At 58.7% G+C, this 23,807-nt stretch carries 18 protein-coding genes; 11 read left to right on the top strand and 7 right to left on the bottom strand.

The features are described from left to right. The first annotated feature begins 13 nt into the window (after positions 1-13). The 5 genes from dusB (at position 14) to ntrX (ending at position 7,240) form a co-directional block, all read left to right on the top strand. Positions 14-997: a tRNA dihydrouridine synthase DusB gene (gene dusB, locus ACR0M2_RS06085; RefSeq protein WP_302477893.1), complete on the top strand. Its 984-nt coding sequence runs from the start codon at positions 14-16 to the stop codon at positions 995-997. Then, a complete protein-coding gene (locus ACR0M2_RS06080) occupies positions 994-2,061 on the top strand; it encodes a two-component system sensor histidine kinase NtrB (protein WP_170348889.1) in 1,068 nt (355 codons plus the stop codon). The genes dusB and ACR0M2_RS06080 overlap by 4 nt, the downstream gene beginning before the upstream one ends. Positions 2,062-2,078: 17 nt before the next feature. Further along, positions 2,079-3,446, top strand: coding sequence for a response regulator (locus ACR0M2_RS06075; RefSeq protein ID WP_170348888.1), 1,368 nt, complete (start codon positions 2,079-2,081; stop codon positions 3,444-3,446). A gap of 99 nt (positions 3,447-3,545) precedes the next feature. Continuing rightward, entirely contained in the window at positions 3,546-5,834 is a 2,289-nt protein-coding gene (locus tag ACR0M2_RS06070; protein WP_170358731.1) for a sensor histidine kinase NtrY-like, read from the top strand. Further along, on the top strand, positions 5,831-7,240 hold the full coding sequence (gene ntrX, locus ACR0M2_RS06065) for a nitrogen assimilation response regulator NtrX (protein ID WP_170348886.1): 1,410 nt from the start codon (positions 5,831-5,833) through the stop codon (positions 7,238-7,240). The genes ACR0M2_RS06070 and ntrX overlap by 4 nt, the downstream gene beginning before the upstream one ends. Before the next feature lie 12 nt (positions 7,241-7,252). Here the strand turns inward: ntrX and ACR0M2_RS06060 are convergent, their stop codons facing one another. Continuing rightward, a complete protein-coding gene (locus ACR0M2_RS06060) occupies positions 7,253-7,735 on the bottom strand; it encodes a hypothetical protein (protein ID WP_480704290.1) in 483 nt (160 codons plus the stop codon). 96 nt (positions 7,736-7,831) lie between these two features. Between ACR0M2_RS06060 and trkA the strand changes: the two genes are divergently transcribed. From trkA to hflX, 4 genes are all read left to right on the top strand, one after another. Further along, a complete protein-coding gene (gene trkA, locus ACR0M2_RS06055) occupies positions 7,832-9,208 on the top strand; it encodes a Trk system potassium transporter TrkA (RefSeq protein WP_170375566.1) in 1,377 nt (458 codons plus the stop codon). Further along, positions 9,208-10,746, top strand: coding sequence for a TrkH family potassium uptake protein (locus ACR0M2_RS06050; protein WP_480704289.1), 1,539 nt, complete (start codon positions 9,208-9,210; stop codon positions 10,744-10,746). The genes trkA and ACR0M2_RS06050 overlap by 1 nt, the downstream gene beginning before the upstream one ends. Positions 10,747-10,870: 124 nt before the next feature. Continuing rightward, positions 10,871-11,110: an RNA chaperone Hfq gene (hfq, locus tag ACR0M2_RS06045; protein WP_010440340.1), complete on the top strand. Its 240-nt coding sequence runs from the start codon at positions 10,871-10,873 to the stop codon at positions 11,108-11,110. Beyond that, on the top strand, positions 11,110-12,381 hold the full coding sequence (gene hflX / locus ACR0M2_RS06040; RefSeq protein WP_170348882.1) for a GTPase HflX: 1,272 nt from the start codon (positions 11,110-11,112) through the stop codon (positions 12,379-12,381). Before hfq ends, hflX begins: the two co-directional genes overlap by 1 nt. Positions 12,382-12,384: 3 nt before the next feature. On the opposite strand, the gene ACR0M2_RS06035 is transcribed toward hflX, so the two are convergent. The 4 genes from ACR0M2_RS06035 to hemB form a co-directional block, all read right to left on the bottom strand. Then, positions 12,385-12,780 carry an SgcJ/EcaC family oxidoreductase gene (locus tag ACR0M2_RS06035; protein WP_480704288.1) on the bottom strand — a complete coding sequence of 132 codons (396 nt, stop codon included), beginning with the start codon at positions 12,778-12,780 and terminating at the stop codon, positions 12,385-12,387. A 108-nt stretch (positions 12,781-12,888) separates the two neighbouring features. Continuing rightward, positions 12,889-15,351, bottom strand: coding sequence for a penicillin acylase family protein (locus tag ACR0M2_RS06030; RefSeq protein WP_480704287.1), 2,463 nt, complete (start codon positions 15,349-15,351; stop codon positions 12,889-12,891). 175 nt (positions 15,352-15,526) lie between these two features. Next, positions 15,527-16,102 (bottom strand): lipid-binding SYLF domain-containing protein, encoded by a 576-nt coding sequence (locus tag ACR0M2_RS06025; protein WP_170358718.1) that lies wholly within the window; start codon positions 16,100-16,102, stop codon positions 15,527-15,529. 143 nt (positions 16,103-16,245) lie between these two features. Then, a complete protein-coding gene (gene hemB, locus ACR0M2_RS06020) occupies positions 16,246-17,244 on the bottom strand; it encodes a porphobilinogen synthase (protein WP_480704286.1) in 999 nt (332 codons plus the stop codon). 120 nt (positions 17,245-17,364) lie between these two features. Here hemB and ACR0M2_RS06015 point away from each other — a divergent pair, with 120 nt between their 5' ends. Then, positions 17,365-17,889: a component of SufBCD complex gene (locus ACR0M2_RS06015; protein WP_170348877.1), complete on the top strand. Its 525-nt coding sequence runs from the start codon at positions 17,365-17,367 to the stop codon at positions 17,887-17,889. Between the two features lie 21 nt (positions 17,890-17,910). Then, positions 17,911-21,366 (top strand): transcription-repair coupling factor, encoded by a 3,456-nt coding sequence (gene mfd / locus ACR0M2_RS06010; protein ID WP_480704285.1) that lies wholly within the window; start codon positions 17,911-17,913, stop codon positions 21,364-21,366. Here the strand turns inward: mfd and ACR0M2_RS06005 are convergent. Then, positions 21,363-22,037 (bottom strand): SH3 domain-containing protein, encoded by a 675-nt coding sequence (locus ACR0M2_RS06005; RefSeq protein ID WP_480704284.1) that lies wholly within the window; start codon positions 22,035-22,037, stop codon positions 21,363-21,365. The two genes, mfd and ACR0M2_RS06005, sit on opposite strands and share 4 nt — an antisense overlap. After that, on the bottom strand, positions 22,034-23,698 hold the full coding sequence (locus ACR0M2_RS06000) for a tetratricopeptide repeat protein (protein WP_480704283.1): 1,665 nt from the start codon (positions 23,696-23,698) through the stop codon (positions 22,034-22,036). Before ACR0M2_RS06000 ends, ACR0M2_RS06005 begins: the two co-directional genes overlap by 4 nt. Positions 23,699-23,807: the final 109 nt, after the last annotated feature.

The raw sequence follows: 23,807 nt of genomic DNA, 5'->3' as shown, positions 1-23,807 counted from the left end.
AGGATTAAGCACGTTGACTCTGCTCCTCGCTGACAAAGCCCTGAACCCGCCGGTCTTGCTGGCACCGATGGCCGGAATCACCGACCGTCCGTTTCGCGATCTAGTGATGCGTTTTGGCGCGGGCATGGTCGTGAGCGAAATGGTCGCCAGCCAGGAGATGGTTCAGGCCAAGCCTGGCGTGCGGGAGCGGGCCGAACTTTCGGCAGATGTTGAGAACACCGCCGTTCAACTGGCGGGGCGTGAAGCGCATTGGATGGCCGAAGCCGCCAAGCAGGTGGTCGATCGCGGGGCGCGGATGATCGACATCAACATGGGCTGCCCGGCCAAGAAGGTGACGAACGGTTATTCTGGGTCAGCCTTGTTAAAGACGCCGGATCACGCACTGACATTGATCGAGGCGGTTGTCGAAGCCGTTGATGTTCCGGTGACTCTTAAAACCCGACTGGGCTGGGACGACAACCTGCTGAATGCGCCCGACGTGGCGAGACGAGCCCAGGATGCGGGTATTTGCATGGTCACGATCCACGGCCGTACGCGTTGTCAGTTCTACAAGGGCAGTGCCGATTGGCGGGCGATCCGCGCGGTGAAGCAGGCGGTGTCGATCCCGGTTATCGCGAACGGGGATATCGTGGATGCGGACGCCGCGCGTGTTGCGCTGGATCAATCTGGCGCGGATGGAGTGATGGTCGGACGTGGGGCGCAGGGCAAACCGTGGTTGCTGGCGCAAATTTGTCATGATCTCTATGGCGCAGCCGCGCCGAAAATTCCGGCGGGCGACGACCTGGTCGAAATGGTGCGCGCGCATTATCAGGCGATGCTTGGGTTTTACGGGTCCGACCTGGGCCTGCGCGTCGCGCGCAAGCATCTGGGCTGGTACATGGATGAGGCCGGCACGCCCGCCACCCTGCGCCGTGCCGTTCTGACTGCGCGCGATACCGACGAGGTGTTACGCCTGCTGGGTGATGCGCTGAACACAGATGCAGAGGCGGCGGCATGACCTCGGATCAGGATATTTGGACCTCGCTGCCGGTTCCCGCTTTCATCATCAACGCCGAAGACCGAATTGCCGATGTGAATTCGGCTGGCGAAGGGTTTCTGAACGCCTCGCGCAAAGCTGTGGTCGGGCACCCGGTCTGGGATCAGATTGCCGTGGACGCCCCGCTGGAAGAAGCGTTTGAACGCGCGCGTGAACATGGCACGCCCCTGTTCGTGAACGATGTGGATGCAGGGTCGGGCAACCGGGCCCCGCTGCAATGCGCATTGCAGATTGCGCCTTTGGTCGGGCATCCCGGATCGATGATCATGATTATCTCACCGCGTGAACTGGCCGGGCGAATGACCTTGGGCAATACGGTGAAATCGGCAGCGCAGTCCGCCATCGGCATGGCCGAGATGCTGGCTCATGAGATCAAGAATCCACTGGCCGGGATCACCGGCGCGGCGCAATTGCTCAGCATGAATATCCCGCCGCAAGACCTTGAACTAACAGATCTTATTGTCGCTGAAAGTCGCCGCATCGTTAAGTTGCTGGAACAGGTCGAGCAATTCGGAAACCTGCAACAACCTGATTTCAAACCGGTCAATGTTCATGACGTCCTCGACCGCGCGCGCCGGTCGGCGCTGCTGGGGTTTGGCGCGCATATGAAAATTATCGAGGATTACGACCCTTCGTTGCCGCTGGCCTACGGAGACCCGGATCAGTTCCTGCAGGTGGTGTTGAACCTGCTTAAGAACGCCTCGGAGGCCGCTGACCCCAAGGGCGGAACGATCCGCTTGCGCACATATTTCGAACATTCCTTCCGGTTGCGGCGCAATGATGGATCGGGCCATTCCCTGCCGCTGCAGATCGAAATCATCGACGATGGCCCGGGTCTGCCCGAGAAGATCCGTGGGGATATTTTTGATCCCTTCGTTTCAGGCAAGGAAAACGGCACCGGCCTTGGGCTGGCGCTGGTCAGCAAGATCATCTCGGACCATGACGGCTGGATTTCTGCCGACTCGGTACCGGGCCGCACGGTGTTCCGCATTTCGCTGAGGCGGGCACCAAAAGACGCAATGTAAAACAAGGAGAGCACCCGATGGATGGTACAGTACTGGTTGCAGATGACGACCGCACGATCCGCACTGTTCTGACGCAGGCCCTGACGCGGGCGGGGTGCAAAGTACACGCGACCTCGTCGCTGACCACGTTGATGCGCTGGGTTGGCGAAGGCAAAGGCGACGTCGTGATCTCTGACGTGGTCATGCCAGACGGTAACGGGCTGGAGATGCTACCGAAAATCTCGCAAGATCGACCCGGTTTGCCGGTCATCGTGATTTCGGCCCAGAACACGATCATGACGGCGATTCAGGCGGCTGAGGCGGATGCCTATGACTACTTGCCCAAGCCCTTCGATCTACCCGATCTGATGAAGCGGACCGCTCGGGCGCTTGAGCAGAAGCAACATGTGCAGACCGAAGCGATCGAAGTTTCCGAAGATCGCCCCGAAGAACTGCCCCTTGTTGGGCGTACACCAGTGATGCAGGCGCTGTACCGGTTGGTCGCCCGGGTGATGAATACCGATTTGTCGGTGATGATATCTGGGGATAGTGGCACAGGTAAATCATTGATTGCACGCGCTATTCATGATTTCTCGGATCGGCGCACATTGCCGTTTTTAACCGCCACTGCGGCGGACCTGCGCGATCTGGAAGGGCCCGCACGCATCATGGCGCGCGTACGTGGCGGCACACTGTTGATCGATGAGATTGCTGATATCGAAGACGAATTGCAGGCACGCATCGTGCGTATGATGGATGCGCCCGGTGATCACGTTCCGCGCTTCATGGCCACCAGCCAGTCGGACCTGACCGAAGCGATGGAGAATGGGCGGGTGCGCCAAGATCTGTATTATCGCCTGTGCGGCGCAACGGTGCATGTGCCCGCCTTACGCGAGCGGGTGGACGACATCATCTTGTTGGCCGATCACTTTCTGGCGCGCGAAGAGCGTGAGCATGGCGCCAAACGCTGGCTCAGCCCTGATGCTGTAGAGCTGTTTCGACGTTATTCGTGGCCGGGCAATGTGCGGCAGCTGGAAAACGCCGTGCGCCGTCTGAGCCTGACCAGCCGCACCGACGAGATTACCAAATCTGAGGTCGAAATGGTTCTGGGCAGCCAGCCCGAGGCCGAACCGATTCTGGGCGATGGTGAACGTGAGAAATTATCGGCCTCAGTTGCCCGTCATTTGCGCCGATATTTCGACCTGCACGGAAATCTCTTACCGCCTCCGGGTCTGTATCAGCGGATTTTGCGCGAGGTCGAGGCGCCATTGATAGAACAGGCTTTGGACGCAACCGGCGGAAATCAGGCGAAATGTGCGGATCTGCTGGGGATTAACCGGAATACGCTGCGGAAAAAGATTACAGATCTCGATATTCAGGTGACACGCCGACGCAAACTGATGTAATATCGCCACACAAATCGTGGCATCTGGGTTCTCACCCGGCAAGGACCACGACATATGGCGGTACGTCGCGCAAGCGACACATCAGGATGAGGGCAGACGGTGGCAACCCGGGCACAGAGCGGGCCGATTCCAGCGATAAATCGGTGGCGGAAATCCCGAAAACTGCGCAATTTCGGCACTTTGGGGCTGGTTCTTCTGGGCCCCGCGCTGGCGTTGTCGACCTATCTTGTCATCGGTCCTTTTGATCTGGGGGCAACGGCCCCAACACTGCGCCTGATCCTTCTGGCAGATTTGGTTTATGTGCTGGTCGTGGCCGCCCTTGTTCTGGGGCAGGTCTTCAACCTGATCGCGGCGCGCCGGGCGAAATCCGCGGGCTCCCGTCTACACCTTCGATTGATTGGCGCATTCACGCTGTTGGCTCTGGTGCCGACTGTCACCGTTGCGATCTTTGCGGGGTTGACGGTGAATATCGGCTTGGAAGGGTGGTTTTCGGATCGCGTACGTCAGGTGGTGGGCTCGTCCCTGACCGCGGCCGAAGCATATGAGTTGGAACACCGGCAGGGTCTGACACAGGACGCAACCATTCTTGCGCGGTACCTGGATAATGCGCGTAACCGTGACTTTTACATTTCGGACGCGGAGCTGCGCGAAGTTCTTGCGCAAGGACAAGCGCAGATTCAACGTGGTCTGCGCGAGGCGTATGTCATTGATGGTATTGGCGAAATCAAGTCGCGCGGGGATCGTTCTTATCTATTCGATTTCGAGGCCCCCACACCTGAACAAATGATTCAGGCCACAGATGACGGCGTCCTGATCATCGCCGATTGGCAAAATAATGAATTCCGCGCGCTTGTTCCATTGCAGGCTTATCTGGACCGGTATCTGTATGTCAGCCGCGAGGTGGATGGACAGCTATTGACGCTGCTGGACGATACCAAGGAAACGGCGCAATTCTACCAACAGTTGGAAAGCGAACGGGGCAGGGTGCTGTTCGAATTCGGGCTGCTGTATCTGGGCTTTGCAGTGATCCTTATTCTGGCGGCCATGTCGCTGGGCATGTGGTTCGCCGAACGCCTCTCGCGCCCGGTGGGTCGATTGACCACGGCTGCTCAACGCGTTGGTGCGGGTGATCTGAGTGTGCAGGTGATCGAAGAGGCCAACGATGATGAAATTGCAATGTTAGGCCGTTATTTCAATCAGATGACGCGACAACTTAAAGGGCAGCGCGACACGTTGCTTGAGAATACCCGCCAGATTGAACGCCGTCGGCGCTTGTTCGATTCTGTGCTTAGCTCGGTAACCTCGGGCGTGGTTGGTGTTGACCCAGATGGTTGCGTAACATTCGTGAACCGTTCAGCTGAGCGGTTGCTGGACTGGACGCGCGTGGATGAGCAGCTTGCCATCGGAATTGCGGTGCCGGAGTTCCTACCGCTATTCGAAAGCCTAAAGGAAAGTGGGCAAGAGGCCGTGCAGGGTGAGATCAAGGTCACTCGCAAAGGTCAACTTGAAAACCTGCTGGTCCGCATGGCCACCCGCCGTGGTGAAGATGGCGGGCTTGAGGGTTATGTGGTTGCTTTCGACGATGTGACCGATCTGGTCAGTGCGCAGCGGATGGCCGCTTGGGGCGACGTCGCGCGGCGGATCGCGCACGAGATCAAGAACCCGCTGACGCCAATCCAGCTGAGCGCTGAACGGATTAAACGCAAATTCGCACGCAAGTTGGATGAAGAGGATTGCGATAGCCTTGAGTCCATGACCGACGTTATCGTGCGGCAGACAAATGATCTACGGCGGATCGTAGACGAGTTTTCGAAATTCGCACGGATGCCGGAACCAGACAGGCGCGAAGAAGACGTCGTCGGACTGGTGCGCGAGGCAGTACTGTTGCAGCAGGCCGGGCAGCCGGACGTGCAAATCGATGCAACGCTGCCGGATCAACCGATATTGACGGATGTGGACGCCACGATGCTGAATCAGGCTCTGACTAATCTGATCAAGAATGCCGGTGAGGCCATTGAAACACTGAAACAAAAAGGCCCACCAGAAAACCTGAAGCCACAGATAAAGGTGGACGTGATCAGCGATGACGCGGGTACGGTGATTACCATCGCTGACAACGGCATTGGACTGCCCGAAGACCGGGCGCGACTGTTCGAGCCGTATGTGACCACAAGGGACGAGGGCACAGGTTTGGGCCTGCCCATCGTCAAAAAGATTATCGAAGAACATGGCGGGGCGCTCACTTTGGAAGATGCACCCGTCTTTGACGGACAGGACCATTTTGGTGCGATGGCCGTGATCCGTTTACCGGGGGGAAATCTCTCTCCGACCGCAGCGCCACAGAAGCAGGCAATTCATACAAACAAACTGAAAGCAGGCCAAAGATGAGCGACATTCTGATCGTAGATGACGAACGCGATATTCGCGAGCTGGTGTCCGACATTCTGGAGGATGAAGGCTATTCAACCCGGCTGGCTGGCAACTCGGACGAGTGCATGGCCGAAATCAATTCTGAACCGCCGGGGCTGTTGATACTGGATATCTGGCTTAAAGACAGCCGCATGGACGGGATCGACATTCTGAAGGCAGTGAAACGCGACAACCCCGACGTGCCGGTGGTGATTATTTCCGGCCATGGAAACATTGAAATTGCCGTGGCGGCGATCAAGCAAGGGGCGTATGACTTTATCGAAAAGCCCTTTAACATCGACCAGTTGATGGTGGTGATCCGACGCGCCATGGAAACCTCGCGCCTGCGTCGCGAGAATGCCTCGTTGAAGCGCAAAGAGGTCACCAATTCGGATATGATCGGCAAGTCCGCGTCTTTCCGCGCGATGCAAAGCCAGTTGGACAAGGTGACCAAGTCGAACGGTCGTGTGATGCTGAGCGGCCCTGCCGGATCGGGCAAGGAAATCGCTGCGCGATATATCCACGCGCATTCCAACCGCGCCAATGCGCCCTTTGTGACCGTGAACTGCGCCGGGGTTGAACCTGAGCGTGTGGAAGAAGTTCTGTTTGGCCGCGAATCCTCGGAACGCGGCATCGAGCCCGGCCTGTTGGAAGAGGCCCATGGCGGTGTGGTCTATTTCGACGAGGTGGCCGATATGCCGATGGGCACGCAGTCCAAGATATTGCGTGTGCTAGTCGATCAGCAATTCCAACGTGTTGGTGGGTCGGACAAGGTGCGGGTTGATCTGCGGGTAATCTCATCAACCAACCGCGATCTTGAAACGGAAATCGCCGCCGATCGGTTCCGCGAAGAATTGTATCACCGCCTGAACGTGGTGCCGATTGCGGTGCCGTCGCTGGAAGAACGGCGCGAGGATATCCCGGTTCTGGCGCAGCATTTCATTGAGATGTGTAATGAAACGCAGGGGCTCGCGATGCGTGAGATCTCGGAAGAGGCGGTGGCGCTGTTACAGACCATGACCTGGCCCGGCAATGTGCGGCAGCTCAAGAACCTGATTGAACGCGTGCTGATCCTGGGGGACGATTCTGGCCCGATCGAGGCCAAGGAATTGCCCGCCGAAGAAGAAAAGACCGACGACTCGGGTCGTGTGGTGCTATCGGGTGCGCTGGCAACCTTGCCCCTGCGCGAAGCCCGCGAGGCGTTCGAGCGGGAATACCTGCTGACCCAGATCAACCGCTTTGGCGGCAATATTAGCCGTACCGCCAGCTTTGTCGGGATGGAGCGCAGCGCGCTGCACCGCAAACTAAAATCGCTGGGGGTTGTGACCTCGAACAAATCGGGCGCGCGAGTGGCACAACTGGACGAACCGGAGCCGGCGGAATAGTCCGCCGGGCCGTTACCCCGCCTGACCGGGATCGATGATCTGGAACGACCCGTTGTCGAATTTCACATAGCACGATTGGGTGCCTATCGGTGGCAATGTCGTGGTGGCCGCGGCGGGCACCCGTGATTTCACGTTCTGCTTGCAAGGCGGCAGGCTGATCGGGCGAAACCCTTTTTTGGCCATGCACTGGGCCTCGACCTGATTGCGCAATCCTTGATTTGCATCGACGCTGTAAACCTGACCGGGCTGCCACCAGCCGGGCGAGCGGTAACAGCGCCCCCGCCCATCACAATAGGTGCGCCCGGGCCAATATGTGGGCGGGCTTTGACGTATCTGAGTGGCCACCGGAACCTCTTCCAGCGCCTTAACCTGGCATTGAGTGGTCTCGGCTTGCAGGCGCGTAACGCTCTCACCTTCACGATAATACAGTGAAAGGGGGCCTTCGCATGCGGACAGGACCATCAATGGAATAATCAAACGAAGTACTGATTTCATAGGCTTATCTTGCCTTAGCTTTGCCGGTATGACAATTCAATTGACCGCTTTGGGGGCATCTGTCATTCAAAGATTTCAGGCAGAAGGGCCAAAAACATGAAGGTCATCATTTGCGGTGCGGGTCAGGTCGGCTGGCAGATTGCACGGCACCTTTCGGGCGAGCTGAACGATGTGACGGTGGTGGACAACAACCCTGACCTGGTGCGTCGCGCGACCGAAACGCTGGATGTGCAGGGGATTGCAGGGTTTGCCAGTTATCCGGACGTGCTGGAGAGGGCAGGCGCCCGTGACGCCGACATGATCATTGCCGCGACCCATTCGGATGAGGTGAATATGGTCACCTGTCAGATGGCGCACTCCATTTTCTCGATCCAGCGCAAGATCGCGCGCTTGCGCTCGAAATCCTATCTTCAGGCCATCCACTCGGACCTGTTTCGTCGCGATCACCTGCCCATCGACGTGGTGATCAGCCCTGAGCGCGAGGTGGCCGCCGCCGCCATGCGCCGCCTGTCCGCACCTTCGGCCTTTGACACGGAAATGTTCATGGATGGTAAAGCCCAGTTGCTGGGCATCCGCATCGAAGAAGACTGTCCCATTGTCAATACGCCGCTACGGCAACTGACAGATCTGTTTTCAACACTCAGCTCTATTGTCGTGGGGGTTCGGCGCGACGGCAGCCTGTTTGCTCCGGAATCCGAGGACCAGTTGTTCGTTGGCGATGAATGTTATGTCTTCAGCAATGTTCAGGACGTTGATCGCACGATGGAGGTCTTTGGCAAGACCCAAAAGAAACAGGACCGCGTCGTGATCGTCGGTGGCGGTAACGTCGGGCTTGAGGTTGCGCGCACGCTGGAAGAGCGTGAAAGCCGAGTGCGCGCCAAAATCATCGAACGGGATCGCAGCTGTGCCGAACATGCCGCTGAAGCATTGGAACGAACGATTGTTCTGAATGGCGACGGGCTGGATGCCGCACTGTTGCGCGAGGCGGGCATCGAACGGGCCGATGCGATGCTGGCGGTTACCGATGATGACCGGGCCAACATGCTGGCCGCGGTGCGCGCCAAAGCCGAAGGCTGTGCGCTGGCGATTGCGTTGATCAATGACCCCACTATGGTGGCGCTGATGGGCCCGCTGGGGATCGATGCCTATATCAACCCGCGCGCAACGACCGTCAGCTCAATCCTGCGTCACATTCGCCACGGGCGGGTGCGGCAGGTCTACTCCATTGGGGATGCCGAGGCCGAGGTGATCGAGGCCGAGGTGCTGTCGACCTCGCCGCTGGCCGGTCAAAAACTGCGCGACATTGATTTCCCCGAAGGCGTTCTGGTGGGTGCCGTACGCAAGGGGGATGAGGTGCTGCGCCCCACTGGCAGCCTGCGGATCGAGGAAAAAGATGTCGTGGCGATCTTTGCCATGGCCAAGGATGTGCCCGAGGTCGAGCGGTTGCTGCAGGTTTCGATCGATTTCTTCTGATGATGCGCGCGCGAACACAGCAGATCGGTTTGGTGCGGCGATTGCCGCTGTTCCTGCTGATCTGGGCGGTGTTTTCGCTGTCGATGTGGGTGCCGGCGATCTATGCGCTGGCGCTGGATGATCATGACACGTCGCGGTCGTTCTTCTATTCCGGTTTGTTGGGGCTGTTCGTGGTGGCCTCGGTCGGGTTGGCGTCATCGAACCGGGTGCCGCGAAGGGGCACGTTGGGGCAGTTGGCGGTGTTGTTGGGGTGTTTTACGGTACTGCCCTTGTTTCTTGCCATTCCGCTGCACGATGCGTTGGGCAATACCACTTTCTTGAACGCCTATTTCGACATGGTCAGTGCGCTGACAACCACGGGCGCTGACCTTTTCCCAGACCCTGATCGCCTTACGGCCCCGCTGCACCTTTGGCGGGCGCTGGTGGGTTGGATGGGCGGCTTGCTGATGTGGATTTCGGCTGCCGCGATTCTGGCACCGCTGTCGTTGGGCGGGTTCGAGGTGACCGCACGTGGGCAACCCGGCCGTCCAGTCTCTGGTGTTGCACAAAGTGAAAAGGTCGATCCGCGTGGACGATTGATCCGAGTGACTCGCACGCTGACGCCAGTTTATACAGGTCTGACGGCGGTGATCTGGCTGTTGCTGCTGATCGCAGGCGAGCAAGGACTGACTGCCATCTGTCATGCGATGTCCACAATGGCTACGTCCGGAATCTCTCCGGTCGGTGGGCTTGAGGGCGCACAGGCTGGTTTCACGGGTGAGGCGATCATATTCTTGTTCCTGTTCTTTGCCCTGTCCCGACTGACCTTTTCCACGGATACCGCCACCACCGGGTATTCGCGGCTGGACAAGGACCCAGAGTTTCGGATCGGTCTGCTGATCGTCATCGCCGTTGCAACGCTTTTGTTTTTTCGTGTGTGGGCGGGCGTCAATGAAATCGGCGGAACACTGAGCCCGATTGATGCGGTGTATGTGTTCTGGGGTATGGTGTTCACGGCACTGGCTTTCTTGACAACGGCCGGGTTCGAAAGCGCCAACTGGAATGACGCACAACAATTGTCGGGGCTGGGGACGCCCGGCCTGATCCTTATGGGGCTGGCCCTGATCGGCGGGGGAGTCGCAACCACGGCGGGCGGCGTCAAACTGCTGCGGGTATTCGCTTTGTACCTGAACGGTGCGCGTGAGATTGACCGGCTGATTTACCCCTCATCGGTCAGCGGCGTAGGGGGTGGTAACCGACGCATTCAAAGCGACGGAGCCTTTATCGCCTGGATCTTTTTGATGATGTTCGCACTGACGGCCGCCTTGTTCAACCTGCTGCTGGCGATGATGGGGGCAGGGTTTGAACAGGCCATGGTCCTGACCGTTGCGGCGCTTAGCACGACGGGGCCGGTGATTGAACTGGCCACGGATATTCCCATCCGACTTGTGGACCTGTCACTTGGAGCCAAACTGACAATGTGTGCGGCAATGGTGATCGGGCGGCTGGAAACACTTGCGATCATTGCCTTGATTACGCCAACCCTTTGGCGCGATTAAGCTTCGGCATTCCAGAATTGACTGATTTTTCATCTGGAATATCTGTGCGCAGCACTCCATACTCCTGCGGAGGGAGCGCGTTGGTCCGCAGCGCGTAGCAAGAACAATGGCGAGATAATAAAATATGGCTTCGGACAGACAGAATCTGCAGGACGCGTTCCTGAACAATGTACGGAAAGCAAAGGTCCCGGTCACAATATTCCTGATCAACGGTGTGAAATTGCAGGGTGTGATCACCTGGTTCGATAATTTCTGTGTGCTGCTGCGCCGCGACGGACAGTCGCAGCTGGTCTATAAGCATGCGATTTCGACCATCATGCCGTCGCAGCCGATCAGCCTGTATGAGGGCGAAGACGCCTCTTGATGGAACACGATAGGACGCGCACCCGGGCTTGGGTGCTGCATCCGGAAATCAAATCTGATGAACAGCGCCGCGTTCCCGAACCAGCGCTGGATGAGGCGGTGGCGCTGGCTGCCGCTTTGCCCGATTTGGATGTGATCGGGTCTGAAATTGTGCGCTTGCAACGCGCCCAGCCGGGGTTGCTGTTCGGCAGCGGCAAGATCGAGGAACTGGCCGAGCGGCTTCATGACAATGAAATCGAATTGGTTCTGATCGACGGGCCGGTTTCACCCGTGCAACAGCGCAACCTTGAGAAGGCTTGGAAGGTCAAAATCCTCGACCGAACCGGCCTGATCCTTGAGATTTTCAGCGACCGCGCCCGCACCCGCGAAGGTGTGTTGCAGGTCGAGATGGCGGCGCTCAGCTATCAACGAACGCGGCTGGTGCGGGCCTGGACACACTTGGAACGTCAGCGGGGCGGATTGGGGTTTGTGGGCGGTCCCGGTGAAACCCAGATCGAGGCCGACCGCCGTGCGATTGATGAACAACTGGTGCGTCTGCGGCGGCAGCTGCAAAAAGTTGTCAAAACCCGCACGCTGCACCGCGCTGCCCGTGCCAAGGTGCCATATCCGATTGTGGCCCTGGTGGGCTATACAAACGCCGGGAAATCCACACTGTTCAACCGTCTGACCGGGGCCGAGGTGATGGCCAAGGACATGCTGTTTGCCACGCTGGACCCGACCATGCGCCGCGTTGAGTTGCCCGACGGTCCTGAGGTGATCCTGTCGGACACGGTGGGTTTCATCTCGAACCTGCCGACCGAACTGGTCGCGGCTTTCCGGGCGACACTCGAAGAAGTTCTGGGCGCCGATATCGTTGTCCACGTACGCGACATCAGCCATGAGGAATCCGATGCACAGGCGCAGGATGTCGAGGCGATTTTGACCTCGCTGGGCGTCGACGAAGAACGCCCCCGGCTGGAGGTGTGGAACAAGATCGACTTACTGAATGGCGACGAACGCGAGGCCGCGTTTAAACGAGCCAAACGTGATCCGTCGATATTCGCCATTTCGGCGGTTACCGGCGAAGGGGTAGACCCTCTGCTGGCCGAGATTGCAACCAAGCTGCAGGGTGCGCGACACGAAGAGATACTGTCTTTGGGATTCGCCGAGGGCAACAGGCGCGCCTGGCTGTTTCGACAGGATGTCGTGCGGTCCGAAAAGCAGACCGAAGACGGGTTCGAAATCACTGTATTGTGGACGGACAGGCAGGCGGCGCAATTCGCCGGGATTTAGCAATCAACGCCCATCAATCTGACGCTGCATATCCTCGACGTCGAACCAGCCTTGCGAGGTTAGAACTTTGTGGTCTTCGGTCAGGTCCCATTCTTCCCAACCCCGTGTGACGACGAGATTGCCGGTTTTGGTATGGTGGCCTTCGAAGGTCCAAACAAAGATAGCGTGGGGCCCAGCCCATCGCATCATGTCGCAGCGTAGCTCAAGATCGGGAAAGTCTGATTGAAATCCACGGGCCATTTCGGCGATCGCGGCGCGGCCTTTCAGCGGTTCAGCCCGGTTCATGGATATCTGCCCGTCGGCGGCAAAAAAGCTGGCGACTGCATTATGATCACCCGAACTCCAGGCGATTGCATAGTCGCGCGCAAGGTTGTTCAGCCTATCCCGAATACTCGCCATTTGTGCCCCCGGTCCCACATAATCCGCTGACAGATCGTATGCGAAAACGGCACTCGGCGTCCACGGGGGCGGGTAGCAGGGGGCAAGGTCTTGCCGAAACAGCGGAATTCAGCGCGGGATCAGGTTGGTCACTCCGACCGCCGCAGCGCGCGCCAAATCCAGGTCCAGTGACATCGGGATATACTCGCCTCGCCGCCATAGCTGAGCCTGATCATCATAATAGCGCGACAGGAAATGGCCCGACTGGCCGGTTGCCGTAATAAACACCGAGCTGTCCGGGTCCGCAAAGTCATAAACACCGCGATAACCTGCTCCATGTACGTTCTGAAACGGGTCCTTACCTTCGCCCGAGGTACGCCCGCGTAGCAGGGTGTTGTCGCCGCCGCTTGTAGATTGCCGGATATTGACGAAGAACCGTAAAACCGGAACCGAGCCCAAAACCGGGTGATCGTGTGTTGCCTGATGCGCATCGCCCCAGCGCAGGGATTGCAGTGCGGTTCCATAGTTTTCGGCGATCCAGATCAGCGCATCGTCCAGCGCCAGCCGCGCCATGTCGGTGCAGGTCTCAGAGGGGGCACTTTGGCGTACGTCACACCAGACCGACGCGCCATCGATGTCGCGGTAGACGCGCTCGATGAACAGCGGCTCGACATGTTTGTATTCGGCGGCCAGTGGGCCCAGCTCGTCCGAGATCAGACGTATTTGCAGCGCCCTTAGCCACGCGGCATAGATCAGCGGTTCGGGCAGGTGCTCGTTCATCTCACCGTTCCATTCGGCCAGCAAGGACAGGGAGATCTGGCGCTGACGTTCCGGAGTGCCTTCGGGGGCGGATGCGCCGGTAAACCAAAGATCCGCGCCGATCAGCGGCAGCAATGAGCGGGCGGTAAAGCTGACGGTATCCAGTTGCGCCTCGATAAAGCTGTCGCGCGTGTGAACCTCGCGCGATTGCATTAGGCGTTCCCAGCGATGAACGCGCTGGGTGTCGCCCCATTCATACGAGACATGCAAGGGGAAGGGGCGGTCGATGATCTTGTTGTTTGTGTTGCCCAGAATACCACCTGCGGGGGCCACGAATTCGGGATTGTCGGCATAGGGCAGGCGACCTTGCCAGAGGTTTTCGGCCAGCCAACCGGGTGTTGGGATGCGGCCACGGCTTTGGTTGCGCAGGTCACGTTTGGGCATTGCGCCAATCAATTTCAGACCGATCGTGTCCTTGTCGACCAGCGACAGGTTTTGCGAGGGCGAAATGAACAGCTCGCCCACATCAATGGCCTCGCGAACAGTGTCGGCATTCATCAGGGCCATAGACGCCGTCATCGACGTGTCGCGCGGGCTAAGCGCCGTCCAAGACAACGAGGCGACATGACCCGGAGGCGTGATCGTTTCCAGATTGTAGTGACTTCCAGGCAGGACCGGGCCATTTTCCGTCCAACGCAGGGTCAGGGTGATGGGGGCCTCGTCCTTGATCTCGATAATCGAGGGGCGGGTGCGAAACTTTTTGAAGCCATCCGGCGACAGGTATTCCTCGGTGTTGTCGGGGTTCAACTGCTCGATATGTACGTCCTGATCGTCCAGGTAGGACGACGTCAGACCCCAACCCAAACGATCGCTGCGCCCGGTCATGATGGCAGGAACACCGGGAATAGTTGCACCAATCACGCCACCTTTGGCCAACTCCAGCCGCGCCAGATACCAGACACCGGGGGCAGTGAACCCTAGATGCGGGTCATTGGCCAACAACGTTCCCCCACTGGCCGAGCGTGAGGGCGCGGCGGTCCAGGCATTGGACGCTCCGGCCAATCCTCGTTTCGGAAAAGGCGACAGCGGCGTGTCGGGCATAGGCGTGCCGCGGGCGTAACGGGGCAGCCCTGGAAACAAAGCGGCATATTCTGGCAGGGCGGCAATACCAGCCCCCGGCACATTCGGCAGGATATCGGTCAACCGCGCCGGATCGTTCAGCATTAATGAAGTACGGGCACGCAGCACTTCGTCCTCAAGATGGCCTGACAGTTGCAGACCCATCAGCTTGATCACCGCAATGCTGTCACCCGGTTGCCAGGGCGAAACGGGCGCGTTGAACAAAAACATCTCGGGCGCACCACGGCCAAGGGCGGCTTCGTTGATCTCATCCAGCCGCGCGTTCACCCCGGCGGCATAGGCGCGCAAGGCGGCTTTGGTGTAATCGTCCTGGGCCTCGACCGAGCGGTGGGCCAGACCGTAAAGGTCCAGTCGGCGCAGCAGCTTGTCGACATGGACGGTACGCGCGCCGAAAATTTCCGACAGGCGCCCCTGGGCGGTACGGCGCATGACCGTCATCTGCCAAAGACGGTCCTGCGCATGGGCATAGCCCAGACCGAAGAACACATCCGGGTCATTTTCGGCCAGGACATGAGGGACATTGGCGGTATCGCGGATGATCTCGACCGGGGCGTTCAGCCCCCGAACCTCGACCGTTTGATCGTAATCCGGCAGGGACTGGCTCGCCAGGAAATACACCAATGCCACAGCGGCCAAAGCCAGCAGGACCAGACCCGTTGTAATGCGTACGAGCCAGCGAAAAACAAATCCCATCTGCGGCCTACAATCCTGATCCTATTCCGATTGAGGTCAGACTAGATGATGGCTGGATCGACCGAAAGAGGAACAGCCCGGGAATATTCGCGTTTACAGCGCTATAAATGAAAAACCCCGCCGCAGCTGGGAACCTGTGGCGGGGACTAATGAGGGGGGAGTGGTAGTCCGATGTTTAAGGAATGATCCGCGTATATTTGGTGCCTTCGACAGTGGCGCCGAATTTCAAACCGGCTTGGCCGAATACCACCGCCAGCACAGGCGAACGCAAAGTCGTTGTGTCAGTGGACAGGGAGTTTCCAGTTGCATCCACCACATAGCCAATATCGGCACCGGCAGTCCATCCGCTGGAACGGCGGAAATCGTTCAGTGCGTCCTGGGTCATGAAGAACAGGACATGTGCATATTGTTGCGCGCCGATTTGCAGGCCGGCGGTTCCGGAAATTGCAGAATAGTAATCAACCGTTGCGCCCTGAATGCGCAAAGCGCCTTGGCCGTAGGCGCCACCAAAGAAGATTAATCCGGCGTCGGTGATCAGGGGCATGATCAACATGCCGTTGGCTTTGTTTGCGATCTCAACCGTGTTGGGATATTTCGCATACATTTCGGTTAGTGTGGCATCGACGCGCGCGTCGATGGTGGCGGCGTTGGTGTTACCCACGCCGTTGCCACAAGCTGCGGTTACCGTCAAACCGGCCATGCCAAAGGCAAAGCCGCGACGGCTTAGTTGGGGTGCATTGGAACTGCTCATGTCTATTTTTCTCTGTATGACTGCCTGATATGTCGGGTGTTCCCGATCTTATGTGCAAGAATACGCCGATTGCCGTCGCGTGTCACGGGAAAGCTGAGTGACAGCGAATCACAATCGGCGAAAAATTGCGACAATTGGGGGCATTAGCCTTGCAAGACGCGCGCGACTTGTGGGGCGAAATAGGTGAGGATGCCGTCGCAGCCAGCGCGCTTGAAGGCCAACAGGCTTTCCAGCATCACCCTGTCACCATCGATCCAACCGTTCCGTGCCGCGGCCTGTATCATCGCGTATTCACCCGACACCTGATAGGCATATGTCGGCGCGCCAAAGGTGTCCTTTACCCGTCGGCAGATATCCAGATAGGGCATGCCGGGCTTGATCATCACCATATCCGCACCTTCGGTCAGGTCGCGTTCGATCAGGCGCAGGGCTTCGTTCGAATTGGCCGGATCCATCTGATAGGTCTTCTTGTCGCCCGTAAGCGCACCCGAAGCACCGACCGCATCACGGAAGGGTCCGTAAAAGGCGCTGGCGTATTTCGCGGCATAGCTGAGGATCATCACGTTCTGGTGCCCAGCAGATTCCAACGCCCGGCGCATTTCACCGATCCGCCCATCCATCATGTCGGACGGACCGATGATATCGGCACCTGCCTCAGCCTGTGCCAACGTCATCCTGACCAGCGCCTCGATCGTCTTGTCGTTCACAATTTCGCCATCGATGACATAGCCGTCGTGACCGTTGATGTTGTATGGGTCCAGTGCCACGTCGGTCATTACCGCGATATCCGGGGCTGCGGCCTTGATGGCGCGGATGGCCCGGTTGGACAGATTTTCAGGGTTCCAGGCCTCGGCGCAATCCTCGGTTTTCAGGTTGGCGTCGGTGTAGGGAAAGATGCAGATCGCTGGGATTCCCAACGCCTGCGCCTCAACCGCGGCCTTAGCTATCAGGTCCACCGACCGGCGCATCACACCGGGCATCGAGGGCACGGGCTCCTCCACACCCTCGCCGTCGCGCACAAAAACCGGCCAGATCAAATCATCTGTGGTCAGCGTATTTTCCCGAACAAGGCCGCGCACGGCCTGCGATTGGCGCGCCCGGCGGAAACGGGTCAGAGGATAGGGGGCGATGGTCGGCTTCATGTCGCGCTCTCCTTGAATATTCCCGCATTGGGTGGCATGAATTCCACGTGGTCTCAAGGGTAACGATGGTCGCGCCTGCGCAGTGAAGGCCCCTAAGGACAGTGAACAAAGGGCTGACGCTTGGACTTATTCTCTACGCTTTTCGAAATTATCGACATGCGCAGCTTCTCGAATCTGTGGTATTGGATCGGGCTGGCTGTGCTGTGGTCGTCCACAAGCCATTGGACGCTGGGTGTGCCCTATGATCTGCTGGTGCGCGCGCGCCGTGTCGGCGGTGAAGCCGAGCGTGATTTTCTGGACATCGTGCGGATCAACAAAAACCGGATACTGTATATCGTTGAGGTATCGGGGCTGGCCATTCTCGGGTTGAGCTGTTTCATCTTCACCGGTCTGGCGATGCTTGGGTTCGTTTACGGGGTTGAATTCGCGCAGGCTGTGTTCTTGTTGTTATTCCCGGTCTGTATTGTGATGCTGATCAACATTTCGGCGGCGCGAAAGCTGCAGGCCGGCGACGGGACATTGGAATTTACCGGCAAGATTTTGACCCGCTGCCGGATTTATACGCAGATTATCGGCATGATCTCGATCTTGATCACGTCGCTTTGGGGCATGTATCAGAACTTTTCGATTGGTGTTCTGGGGTAGGAAATTCGGAAAGGCGAGGCAATGACGGCTCCGAACCACGTAACAGTCGGCGGCGCCCCTGAGGGGTTTGACGCACAGCTTGTCCTGAACGAGATCACGCGATCCGCCGGGCCGGTTTGCCACGTCGCGCGCGATGACAAGCGGATGGAGGCAATGCGGGCAGCACTTGCCTTTTTCGCCCCGGACATGCCGGTGTTCGTCTTCCCCGGCTGGGATTGCCTTCCGTATGACCGGGTGTCGCCGAACGCGGATATCGCTGCGGCGCGGGTCGCAACACTGGCCGCGCTGGTGCATCAGATGCCCGAACGGTTTGTGTTGCTGACCACGCTAAACGCCGCGACCCAACGAGTGCCAGCGCGCGATGTGCTGCGTGAGGCCGCGTTTACTGCCCGGGTCAACCACCGTGTCGACGAAACAGCATTGCGGAACTTTTTGGTGCGCATGGGTTTCACGCAAAGCCCGACGGTTATGGAGCCCGGAGACTACGCGATCCGCGGCGGCATTATCGACATCTTCCCTCCGGGCGAATCCGGCCCGGTTCGGCTGGACCTGTTCGGTGATGTGCTGGACGGTGCGCGCCGGTTTGACCCAGTGTCGCAGCGCACGACCGAAAAGCTGGACGTGGTTGAACTGGCCCCGGTGTCCGAAGTCATTCTGGATGACGCCGCCATCACACGATTCCGCCAGAACTATCGCATCGAATTCGGCGCGGCGGGCACCGATGATCCGCTGTACGAGGCGGTCAGCGCTGGCCGCAAGCATCAAGGCGTGGAACACTGGTTGCCGTTTTTTCACGAAAAGCTTGAAACGCTGTTCGACTATCTTCCTGGTGCCACGATCTCGTTGGACGATCAGGTCACGCCCACGCGCTTGGCCCGGTGGGAATCGATTGAGGATCAGTACGAAACTCGGAGGTTGGCACTGGAAAACCGCTCGCGCATGGACACGGTTTATAAACCTACGCCGCCCGGATTGTTGTATCTGGACGATGCTGCATGGGAGCAGGCGGTGGGTGATCGGCGCGTTTTGCAATTCAGTCCGTTGCCGCAGGCCAGCGGCCCCGGCGTGATCGACGCTGGTGGACGGATCGGGCGGAATTTTGCACCCGAACGACAGCAGGAAAGCATCAGCCTTTTTGGCGCGCTGGCCAGTCATATCACAGACAAGATGAACAAAGGGCCGGTCCTGATCGCGTCTTATTCCGAAGGTGCGCGTGAACGCCTGACCGGATTGATCGAAGACGAAGGTCTGGCTGAGGCGATCCCCGTTTCCGACGGCACTCGCGTCGGTAAACGCGGGCTGCACCTGGCCGTTTGGGCGTTGGAGCATGGGTTCGAAACGTCGGATCTGACGGTGATCGCTGAACAAGATGTTCTGGGCGACCGCCTGATCCGCCAACCCAAGAAACGCCGAAAGGCCGAGAACTTCCTAACCGAAACCCAATCGCTATCACCCGGCGATCTTGTGGTGCATGTGGACCACGGGATTGGCCGCTACATGGGGATGGAGGTCGTGACGGCGGCGGGCGCAGCCCATGAATGCCTTTTGTTGGAATATGCCGAACAGTCCAAGCTGTACCTGCCGGTCGAAAACATCGAGCTGCTGTCGAAATACGGGCACGACGAAGGTCTTCTGGATCGTCTGGGCGGCGGTGCATGGCAGGCCAAAAAGGCCAAGCTGAAAGAGCGCATTCGCGAGATGGCGGACAAGCTGATCCGCATCGCTGCTGAGCGGGCGCTGCGTAAAGCTCCGGTGATGGACCCGCCGCCCCATGCGTGGGAGGAGTTCAGCGCGCGTTTTCCGTATCAGGAAACTGATGATCAGCTGCGCGCGATTTCCGATGTGATGGAAGACATGCACTCGGGCGCGCCAATGGATCGTCTGATTTGCGGCGATGTCGGCTTTGGCAAGACCGAGGTCGCCATGCGTGCTGCCTTTGTCGCCGCGATGTCGGGCGTGCAGGTGGCCGTTGTGGCCCCTACGACGCTGCTGGCCCGACAGCACGCGGCATCGTTCAAGGAACGGTTCCGGGGATTCCCGCTTGAGGTTCGGCAGCTGTCGCGTTTTGTCTCGGCGAAAGAGGCGCAACAAACCCGCGATGGGTTGGCGCGAGGCACAGTGGACATCGTGGTCGGCACCCATGCGCTGCTGGCCAAGGGGATTCGGTTCAACAACCTCGGGCTGCTGATAATCGATGAGGAACAGCATTTCGGGGTGGGTCACAAAGAGCGCCTCAAACAACTGCGCTCGGACATTCACGTGCTGACCCTGACCGCGACGCCGATACCGCGGACGCTGCAATTGTCGCTGACAGGTGTGCGTGATCTGTCAATCATCGGCACGCCGCCCATTGACCGTCTGGCCATCCGCACCTATGTCAGCGAATTCGATGCGGTCACGGTGCGCGAGGCGCTGCTGCGCGAACATTATCGCGGCGGGCAAAGTTTTTATGTGGTCCCGCGTATTTCGGACCTGCCCGAGATTGAGGAATTCCTGAAGGAACAACTACCGGAACTGACTTACGTTGTCGCGCATGGGCAAATGGCGGCGGGCGAACTCGATGACCGCATGAATGCCTTCTATGACGGGAAGTATGATGTGCTGTTGGCAACGACGATTGTGGAAAGTGGGCTGGATATTCCGACGGCCAACACAATGGTCGTGCATCGCGCGGATATGTTCGGTCTGGCGCAGCTTTACCAGATCCGCGGACGGGTGGGGCGATCAAAGGCCCGCGCCTATGCCTATCTGACCACCAAACCGCGCCAGCGATTGACGGCCACCGCCGAGAAACGCCTGCGGGTTCTAGGCTCTCTTGATACACTGGGGGCGGGGTTCACGCTGGCATCGCAGGATCTGGACATTCGCGGTGCCGGCAATCTGCTGGGCGAGGAACAGTCGGGCCAGATGCGCGACGTGGGCTATGAACTTTATCAGTCGATGCTGGAAGAAGCGATTGCCAAGATCAAAGCCGGTGAGATGGAGGGTCTATCGGACGCAGACGACCAATGGGCCCCGCAGATCAATCTGGGCGTCCCGGTTCTGATCCCCGAGGATTATGTGCCCGATCTGGATGTGCGCCTGGGGCTGTACCGCCGCTTGTCCTCGCTTTCGACCAAGGTTGAACTTGAAGGTTTTGCGGCCGAGTTGATTGACCGCTTTGGTTCGCTGCCAAAAGAGGTGAACACCCTGATGCTGGTCGTGCGTATCAAAGCGATGTGCAAACGTGCCGGCATAGCCAAATTGGACGGCGGACCAAAGGGCGCGACGATCCAGTTCCACAATGACAAGTTTGCCTCGCCTCAGGGGTTGGTCGAGTTCATCCAGAACCAGCGCGGGCTGGCCAAGGTCAAGGACAACAAGATCGTCGTGCGCCGCGACTGGAAAAAGGACAGTGACAAGATCAAGGGGGCCTTTGCCATCGCTCGTGATCTGGCGGAAAAGGTTGTGGCCGAGAAGAAAAAGGCGAAGGTCTAGTCTCCGCTGACAAAAGTACACAACTGCCAGTCGCCCGCGTCTGACTTGACGAACGCGGCGCGGTGGCCGGTCATGGGCCAAAGAAAATCGGCGTGCATATAACCTTGCGTGCCGTCCGTCAGCAGGACGCGCTGATATTCGGCACCGTCTTGATAGTCACGTATGATCGCGATTTCGTGGCTGATCAGGCTTATAATGGACGAGTTGCGATCCGGTCTTTGACGTAGAGATACATCGGAACCTTTGACAAAGAACGCCAACTCTGGGTCCAGCGAGGAGGGCAGGGTGATCTGCCATTGATGCGGCATCCAGAACTCGCCTTCTTCGTCGAAGTAACCGGGCTGAGACAAAGTGGTTTCCAAGTCAGACCAGTATTGCGCGCGTAATGCATCCGCGTTTTCACGCTGTTCTTCCGACAGGGCTTCCTGGTCGAAGGTCAGATTGGAACGTAATTCCTCAGGGCCGCCTTCACCGCCATGGCTTAGGTAGATATCGGGGCAGGACGCGGCAACCACAGCGTCGGTATCCCGTGCAGCCACTTGGGCCAATAATGCCTCGCGAAAGGCGATCAACGATGGATCACGGTCTGCCTGATCGACCGGTGGAAAGGATTGACGGTCGGCAAGTGCTGGGCCGCAGATCACGGCAGCCAGCAGTAGCGCGTATCTCATTCGGCGGCCCTCATCGCGGCTTGGGCGCAGAAACAGGATGCTCCGACGGCGCGGTCGGCACGTGCCAGAGCCAAATCAAGACGTTGTTTGATTTGAGCGATTTCAACACTTTCGCCGCGCGCCTTCAGGCAGTCATGCAGACCTTTGAGGCTCCAAACATTGTCCGGATGGATCGAAGCACGGCTGAGGGTGCCGCCCAAGCCAAGGTCTTCGCGATAGACCGCTTCAGCCTCGGTTACGTGACCTTGTTCAAACAACAACGCCCCTAATGCATGGCGGGTAGGCTGCATCCAGCCCCATGGTTCGTCATAGGGCAGCGTGTCATCCAACTCGACCGAGCGTCGCAGATGGGCGTAGGCGATATCGTAGTTGCCCTTGCGATACTCAATCTCTCCACTCAGCATTTCCCGCGCGATTTCAAGCAGGTCAACGACGCGGTTGTTGTGTAGCAGGCGTGTTTCGGGCACGCAGGCCTTGGCCGACAGGAACAGTTGTTCCTCAGCTTCGGCTTCGGCGACGTCACCGGTTGCAGCATGGGCGATGGCGCGAGCATAGTGGATGGTGGCGGTCAACGTGCGATAGAGGTCGGGGTCTGCGGGCAGTTCCAGCGCCTTTGCCTCGTCCCATCGGCCAAAGCGGATCAGGATATGCGGCCCCATGGACATGTAGCTTTCGAAGTAATCCGCCATGGGCGGGCTTTCGATGCGCAACATCTCTTTGGGGGTTGTGTCCCACAGGCCCTGATTGGCGCGTAGGGCCGGTTCCATCTGGCCGAGGAACAACGCCCCGTAGATGGCGAAATGGTAATTGTGCTGACGGTAGCCAGTGTAGATATTGAACGCGCCTTCGCGCTCGTAATATTTTAGATCGGCTATGGTGGCCTTTTCGTTCCAATAAACGACGTTGTGGTAGTGCCCGCACAGCACATCGATATGGGTGGGCATATGCACCAGATGGCCCGCATCCGGCACCAGCGTGCGCAGAACATCCCCGGCTTTTAATGCCTTTTCGGGGGTCGGAGACATCTCCATCAGGTGGACATAGAGGTGCAGCAAACCCGGGTGCGACATGGCTGCGGGGTCATTTGCCATCGCGTCCTCAAGAACCTTCTGCGCCTCAAGCGTGGCGGCACCTTCGGCAGGTTTTCCGGTCTTCAGATCCCACATCTGCCAGGGGGTGAGGTTCAGCAGTGCCTCAACATAAATTGCATGCAGGTCCAAGTGATCGGGTTGGTCGGCAAAGGCTGCGCGCATGGCATCTGCAAAATCGTGGTTCCAGCTGTTCATATCCGGGATCGGTTCGCGCTGAGGGTAACGGGCGGGCAGGGCGCGGATCAGTGCCTGTTCAACGGGGGTGCAGGTGTCCAACAGGGCTACCGCTTGTTGTGTCGCGTCATAGGCTTGCGCGAGCGCTTTCTGCTGACCACGCGCGTCGCGTAAATCCCAGGGCAGGTTGTAATTCGGACCGGCGGCATAAGCGATGCCCCAATGGGCCATAGCGCAATCCGGGTCATGCTCGGCAGCGCGTTGGAAACAGACAACGGCCTCGTCATGGTTATAGCCATAGGTCCAAGCCAGCCCCCGATCGAACCAAAGCTGGGCCTCGGCTGAGGTCGTGCTGACCGGACAGGAATGCGTACCCAGATCGTAATAGTCGCCCATGAAAACCCCTTTACTGTGATCCCAAAGTCCAGACTCTGGGGTGCTGCTTTGCTTGTTCCCTATGATGAACGACGTACGCGACCGCCGCAAAGACTATGCAAAACACAAA

The sequence above is a fragment of the Ruegeria sp. BE10 genome, from assembly GCF_056538905.1.
Note: the sequence above shows the minus strand (reverse complement) of the source record. Positions and strands in the feature narration are given on the sequence as shown.